The sequence below is a fragment of the Mesorhizobium sp. M7A.F.Ca.AU.002.02.1.1 genome, assembly GCF_003998535.1.
In the GTDB taxonomy this organism is placed as follows: domain Bacteria; phylum Pseudomonadota; class Alphaproteobacteria; order Rhizobiales; family Rhizobiaceae; genus Mesorhizobium; species Mesorhizobium ciceri.
On record NZ_RZPB01000540.1, the window covers coordinates 1 to 4,249 of the forward strand.

4 protein-coding genes are annotated in these 4,249 nt (G+C 58.7%); 2 read left to right on the forward strand and 2 right to left on the reverse strand.

Features of this window, described 5'->3' with window-relative positions; all coding sequences use genetic code 11:
• Nucleotides 1–358, reverse strand: a 358-nt coding sequence (locus tag EN879_RS26190) for a helix-turn-helix transcriptional regulator (RefSeq protein ID WP_245493868.1), incomplete at its 3' end; no start/stop codon positions are given.
• A 620-nt stretch (nucleotides 359–978) separates the two neighbouring features.
• Between EN879_RS26190 and EN879_RS26195 the strand changes: the two genes are divergently transcribed.
• The gene (locus EN879_RS26195; RefSeq protein ID WP_027161858.1) at nucleotides 979–1,218 is read left to right on the forward strand and encodes a hypothetical protein; all 240 of its coding nucleotides are present in this window, start codon (nucleotides 979–981) and stop codon (nucleotides 1,216–1,218) included.
• 63 nt (nucleotides 1,219–1,281) lie between these two features.
• Here EN879_RS26195 and EN879_RS26200 read toward each other — a convergent pair whose 3' ends face one another.
• Nucleotides 1,282–2,211, reverse strand: a complete 930-nt coding sequence (locus EN879_RS26200; RefSeq protein ID WP_244514439.1) for an NAD(P)/FAD-dependent oxidoreductase — start codon at nucleotides 2,209–2,211, stop codon at nucleotides 1,282–1,284.
• A gap of 1,150 nt (nucleotides 2,212–3,361) precedes the next feature.
• Here EN879_RS26200 and EN879_RS26210 point away from each other — a divergent pair.
• A partial coding sequence (locus tag EN879_RS26210) for an SLC13 family permease (protein WP_164774584.1) occupies nucleotides 3,362–4,249 on the forward strand: 888 nt, incomplete at its 3' end.

A 4,249-nucleotide genomic window follows, 5' to 3' on the forward strand; every position in this document is an offset into this window, starting at 1 on the left:
ATGCTTGTCTCTGCCGGCTGCGCCACATTCTATTGGTGGTGGAGAGACTGCTATGCCCTTCAGGGCGGGCTAGCGATGGAGCGCCTTCGAAGGTGAAAGCAATTCCCGCGTCCTCAAACGCCTGACGCATGGCCGCGATCTTGTGGGGACGCGGATTTCGAATACCGTTCTCAAAATCTCTGATCGTCATTTCGCTAACGCTCGCTTTTGCGGCAAGCCGTACTCGCGGCCAGTTCAGCAGGGCGCGTGCTGCTCTCGATTGAGCTGGTGAAAGTTGGGTTCGGCTGTCCATAGGATTTGAACATTCGATACGTCTAAAATGTTCCTTCGATCTATCGACGATCGAAAGATCGAGCAATTCCCGCGCGGGGGACGGTCGTCACGAGCGATGTCTCAGCGATGCATGCGTCAGGCAATAGGCCGGCACTGGGACGAGGGGGGCAAGCAGTGGGCGCCTGAAGCGAGCGCTGAGGGTTGGCGGGCGTCCGCCCGCTATCGCAACCAACCCTGTTGCGGCTCGTTGACCTATGCTGGTTGGTCCCAGCACACTCCAGAACCTGCCCGCCACCACTTCGCGGTGGCCGGCTTTTTGTTAATCAGCGGAACCTGATATGCCACGGCAGGTTGGAAGAGCGGCAGCGTCCCCCGCTGCCGGTCGAGGTCCCCAAGCCTCGCCCGGGTCCGCCTCTACCCGCAAGTGGGGGCGGACCCACTAAATATGTTGCGGATCCAGGCAACCTGGTTTGTTGCTGTTGACGGGCCTTCGCGCTGGCGCTGCTACACACCTCATTGCAAGCACTCTACCGTGTCTGGGCCCGACCAAAGCCCGACATGGAATCGCAAAGGTCTGACCTATGAAACAAGGAAGCCTTTTCCACATTTGGAATGTGACCGTCGATCATCGTCCCTTCATCGTCGGTTGGTTGATTACCCGCCACGGCTCGCTTGGCGTGGCGGGTACTCATTCATGGAGAGTGTATGCAGCCTGGTGAGATCATCGCGAACGTGTTTGCAGCGGGGTTGGTCAGTGTCCTGGTAGCAGTCGTTTTCCTGATTTTCGGGAACCCGCTCTGGCCTGAACGACACGTCCGGATGGTCATCATCCCGCCTGTCCATCGAATGACAACCACCGCTATCAAAAATGCCTGGCCAGACCTGCCGGACAAAATTGATTTGAACGTTTCGCGCCCGAGGCCGGCCACCGGTGAGCGGATCTGAAGCGTCCTTCGAAACGCACTGACTTGGAGCGCTATGGCGCGCGCCCTGTGCTAGGGTGGCCGGTCAGTTTTCCGGTCTAGACTGAAGTGCATTGTGGATATGTGTTGCTGCGGTGGCGGCATGGCCAAACGCAACGGCAATTTGATTGAGGCCCTCAGCCACGTCTCCAATGGCATAGAGACCCGCAGTCGACGTTTCGAGGTGTCGGCTGACCAGAACATATCCTTGCGCGTCACACTCTGCACCGAGTGCGGCGGCGAGTTCAGAGCGCACATCAGACCCCATTGCGGGGTACACCACATCCAATTCCCGCATTGGCGCACCGTCGGCCATGACAACGCCGAACCCGGTTGCCCGAGCAACAAGATCCTCGACGGTGTCCCAGATTTCGATGCCGCCTGCCGAGGCCATGCCGCGGGCGGCATCGGAAATATCCTCCGGATAGTTGGCGAGCAAGGTAACCTGACCGCTGTACTCCTTCAAAAACAGGGCTTCCTTGAGCGCCAGATGCTCTGGGCCGACGACGCCGATGCGCTTGCCCACGGCCTCATAGGCGTCGCAGACCGGACACAGTCGGACAGTGCCGGCCGCGACGGCCTCCTCCAGCCCTTCTATTGCCGGGGCCTTGTCCACGATCCCGGTTGCAAGAACCACGCGCCTTGCTCGGATGGTCCCGAAGGTGGTCGTCAGCACAAAGGTCCCGTCGCGCTTCTTGGCGCCCGCTACACGACCGTCCACTACGCTTGCACCGTATCTCTGTGCCTGGGCTTTGAGACGGCCGAGCAACTCTGACCCGCCTACGCCCTCCGGGAAGCCAGGACAGTTATGCGATTTTGGAATGAGCTTGGCTCGTGCGTCGCCGGCGTCGACCACGATCACCGAATGCAGGAATCTGGCCAGATACATGCCTGCCGCAAGTCCTGCGGGGCCGCCGCCGACAATAGCCACGTCGAATTCATGACCGCGGGAAGAAATTGGCATTTCGCCCAACATTGCAAACAGGATCTTGTTCCCTGCTTTGGCAGAGGGGATGAGCAGGCGACGGTCAGGCCTCCAAACGTGATTTACGCGGCAACTCGTCGAGGTCCCTTTCACCGGGCGATGGCGCGCGCCTCGATCTGATTTGCGCAGTCTTCGCCATCAAGCGATTCCAGCTTCTGCAAATCAGGCTTCAATTCGAGGTGCCCGAAAATGCCGACATGGCATTTCACAGGCCAACTTGCCTTAGACCTGCGACCGTGCGCATTTCCCAAGCCCACGCGATTCGAATCGGATCGACCTGCCGGGAAAACCCACCTGATAGCCCCGTCCTTCCGATCCGGAGGGCGCAATGCCGATCGTCTGAAGGGCCGCTCAAATTTACTGACCCAGTCGAGGTGCAGACTATCATAGTTGATTGTTGCTGCCGGTGACCTCGCGTAATCAAAGGCTCACGAGGCTTTCCAACAGAGGACGGTATGTTGTATCCAGGTCGATTTTTGGAACCGAGCGATATTGTGATGCTTGCCCGTGTTTGTGCGACGGTCTGCGAACAGCGCGGCGTACCTGTTGCTTCGCGGGCCGGAGAACGGACAGCTGCGCACGTACTCAGGCTGTTTCTGAACGGCTTGACTGGGGAGAATGAGCTGATCGATGCTGAGAAGAACTGGGCTCGCGGGAGTGATCTGGCTTTCGAGGGGGCTCCTGTCAGCTACGAAAACAAAAGAGAGGCCGCGTGATTCAAGCTTCCTGAGAATCGAATGTAGCCAAGAAAACTGCTCGCCCACGGGTCAGGCACCAGAGGCACCCTCCCTGCATATCGGGGGCGTTGCTGTGGCACTTCAGGTGAGAAAAAGATCTCCGCACGCCGCCCGATCCGTGGTGTCCGGGCGATTTTCCAGGGGGACTCGACATGAGGCAAGCGCATGCTTTTTGATCCCGGCTCGGGCCTTCCTGGTTTGGGGCTGAAGCGTCGGATTGGTCGGGGCACATCGATGTCTGTCAAAGTCCGAAGACCGCTTCGTAAAATCCGTTTCTAAACGCTGCCGATCCGCTCCTGGCCAAACGCCGCCGGACCGCTTTGGCGCAGCAATGAGCGAAGCAACAAAAGGGGCGGTTTGGCCGTTCTCATTAGTCGCACTGGCGGGCCGGGGCATTCGAAGACATGACTACGCCGCAAATTTTGTCATTTGCCGTAACCTTCGTGATGATGGCAGCGTTCGTGTGGGGTCGCTATCGATATGATCTGGTCGCGGCTGTGGCACTGTTGCTTGCTGTCACGGTTGGCATTGTGCCTTTTGACGAAGCCTTCAGCGGGTTCAGCGACGATATCGTGGTTATTGTCGGCAGTGCTCTGCTGGTGAGCGCAGGGATAGCACGCTCGGGAATCATGGAGGCAGCGATCAAGCGCTTTGCTCCGAAATTATCGGGAGTTCGGTCGCAACTGGCGCTGCTGGTGATCGTGGTCACGATCCTCTCTGCCTTTGTAAAGAATATCGGGGCGCTCGCTATCATGATTCCGATCGCCTTCCAGTTCGCGCGCCGGTCTAACATTTCACCCTCGATATTCCTGATGCCCATGGCATTCGGGTCACTGCTCGGCGGACTAATGACGCAGGTGGGAACATCACCCAACATCGTAGTGTCCCGAGTGCGAGAGGAGCTGATCGGAACCGCCTTCACAATGTTCGACTTCACACCTGTTGGAGCTGCCATAGCCGCTGCCGGAACGATCTTCCTGCTGTTTTTCTATTGGTTGTTGCCGGTGCGCGAAAAGCATGGCGGGTCACTGAATGAAGCCCTCGACATCAAGAATTACCTTACAGAGGCTCGAATTGTCGCCGACTCCACGGTGCTCGGGAAAACCGTCGCAGACCTCATGAAGCTCGCCGGGGGCGATGCAATCGTGACGTCGATCCTGCGCAATCGCACGATGCGGATGACGCCACTGCCCGACGTGGTCCTCAAGGTGGATGACATCCTGTTGCTCGAGGGCGACCCAGAAGCGCTGGATCGCCTTGTCTCCCAGGGCAGGCTCAGCGTGACCGGGGAT

Bases quoted from the DNA above. Each gene is read 5' to 3' on its own strand.
- EN879_RS26195 (WP_027161858.1), top strand. From the start codon at position 979: ATGCAGCCTGGTGAGATCATCGCGAACGTGTTTGCAGCGGGGTTGGTC.
- EN879_RS26200 (WP_244514439.1), bottom strand. From the start codon at position 2,211: ATGTTGGGCGAAATGCCAATTTCTTCCCGCGGTCATGAATTCGACGTG.